The 2,500-nt window shown below is 54.9% G+C and carries 2 rRNA genes (1 of these 2 cut by a window edge); both read left to right on the top strand.

Going from position 1 to position 2,500, the window contains the following annotated elements:
* Positions 1-2,192, top strand: a 23S ribosomal RNA gene (locus KUA11_RS16805) (it extends 547 nt beyond the left edge of the window).
* 97 nt (positions 2,193-2,289) lie between these two features.
* Positions 2,290-2,405 (top strand): 5S ribosomal RNA (gene rrf / locus KUA11_RS16800).
* Positions 2,406-2,500 lie beyond the last annotated feature (95 nt).

Raw genomic sequence — 2,500 nt, 5'->3', positions numbered from 1 at the left:
TTGTATAATGGGTCAGCGAGTTTCTGTTTGCAGCGAGCTTAAGCCGATAGGTGTAGGCGTAGCGAAAGCGAGTCTGAATAGGGCGACGAGTTGCTGGCAGAAGACCCGAAACCGAGTGATCTAGCCATGGCCAGGCTGAAGGTGCGGTAACACGCACTGGAGGGCCGAACCCACGCCTGTTGAAAAAGTCGGGGATGAGCTGTGGTTAGGGGTGAAAGGCCAATCAAACTCGGAAATAGCTGGTTCTCCGCGAAATCTATTGAGGTAGATCGTCAGGTGTTGACCCCGGGGGGTAGAGCACTGGATGGGCTAGGGGGGCCCAAAGCCTTACCAAACCTAACCAAACTCCGAATACCCGGAAGTTTAGCCTGGCAGACAGACAGTGGGTGCTAAGGTCCATTGTCGAGAGGGAAACAGCCCAGACCACCAGCTAAGGCCCCCAAATCGTGGCTAAGTGGGAAAGGATGTGGGGATTCCAAAACAACCAGGAGGTTGGCTTAGAAGCAGCCATCCTTTAAAGAAAGCGTAATAGCTCACTGGTCTAATAGAAACCCTGCGCCGAAAATGTAACGGGGCTCAAGCCACGTGCCGAAGCTGTGGGTGCATACTTTGTATGCGCGGTAGCGGAGCGTTCCGTAGGTCTGCGAAGGAGACGGGGTGACCCTCTCTGGAGATATCGGAAGTGCGAATGCTGACATGAGTAGCGACAAACAGTGCGAGAAACACTGTCGCCGAAAGTCCAAGGTTTCCTGCGCAAGGTTAATCCACGCAGGGTCAGTCGGCCCCTAAGGCGAGGGCGAAAGCCGTAGTCGATGGAAATCAGGTTAATATTCCTGAACCTGCCAGAAGTGACGAATGCAAGATGTTGTCAGTCCTTATCGGATTGGGCTGGCTTTTTGCGCATTCCAGGAAATAGCTCTGGCGTATAGACCGTACCCTAAACCGACACAGGTGGACTGGTAGAGAATACCAAGGCGCTTGAGAGAACGATGCTGAAGGAACTAGGCAAATTGCTCGCGTAACTTCGGGATAAGCGAGACCCGTGAGTGGGCAACCATTTGCGGGTGGCACAGACCAGGGGGTAGCGACTGTTTAGTAAAAACACAGGACTCTGCGAAGTCGAGAGACGACGTATAGGGTCTGACGCCTGCCCGGTGCCGGAAGGTTAAGAGGAGGTGTGAGAGCACTGAATTGAAGCCCCGGTAAACGGCGGCCGTAACTATAACGGTCCTAAGGTAGCGAAATTCCTTGTCGGGTAAGTTCCGACCTGCACGAATGGCGTAACGACTTCCCCGCTGTCTCCAGCATCGGCTCAGCGAAATTGAATTCCCCGTGAAGATGCGGGGTATCCGCGGTCAGACGGAAAGACCCTATGAACCTTTACTGCAGCTTTGCAGTGGCATCAGAGACATTCTGTGTAGGATAGGTGGGAGGCTTTGAAGCAGGGGCGCCAGTTCCTGTGGAGCCATCCTTGAAATACCACCCTGAATTTTTCTGATGTCTAACCGCGACCAGTAAGCCTGGTCCGGGACCCTGCATGGTGGGCAGTTTGACTGGGGCGGTCGCCTCCCAAAGTGTAACGGAGGCGCGCGATGGTGGGCTCAGGCCGGTCGGAAACCGGCTGTCGAGTGCAATGGCATAAGCCCGCCTGACTGTGAGAGTGACAGCTCGATCAGAGACGAAAGTCGGCCATAGTGATCCGGTGGTCCCGCGTGGAAGGGCCATCGCTCAACGGATAAAAGGTACTCTAGGGATAACAGGCTGATCTCCCCCAAGAGTCCACATCGACGGGGAGGTTTGGCACCTCGATGTCGGCTCATCACATCCTGGGGCTGGAGCAGGTCCCAAGGGTTCGGCTGTTCGCCGATTAAAGTGGTACGTGAGCTGGGTTTAGAACGTCGTGAGACAGTTCGGTCCCTATCTGCCGTGGATGTTGGAGATTTGAGAGGATTTGTCCCTAGTACGAGAGGACCGGGATGAACATACCTCTGGTGCACCGGTTGTCGCGCCAGCGGCACAGCCGGGTAGCTAAGTATGGACGGGATAACCGCTGAAAGCATCTAAGCGGGAAACCCACCTCAAAACTAGATCTCCCCAAGGGCCGTGATAGACCATCACGTCAATAGGCCAGGTGTGGAAGCGCAGTAATGCGTGCAGCTAACTGGTCCTAATCGCCCACAAGTCTCACTCAATAACCCACTCCAACGAGTGGACCATGCACAGAAATCATCCATGCCGCACATTTCAAAAACACCAACCGTATCACCAACCTAAAGATGGGTTGGATGACCTGGTGGCTATGGCGGGGAGAGATCCACCCGATCCCATCCCGAACTCGGCCGTGAAAACCCCCAGCGCCCATGATACTGCGGCTTAAGCCGTGGGAAAGTCGGTCGCCGCCAGGTCTTCCAATCCATCTTACAAACACACTACCACCGCGGGGTGGAGCAGCCCGGTAGCTCGTCAGGCTCATAACCTGAAGGTCATAGGTTCAAATCCT

The organism is Acetobacter estunensis (assembly GCF_019083805.1).
In the GTDB taxonomy this organism is placed as follows: domain Bacteria; phylum Pseudomonadota; class Alphaproteobacteria; order Acetobacterales; family Acetobacteraceae; genus Acetobacter; species Acetobacter estunensis_A.
Note: the sequence above shows the minus strand (reverse complement) of the source record. Positions and strands in the feature narration are given on the sequence as shown.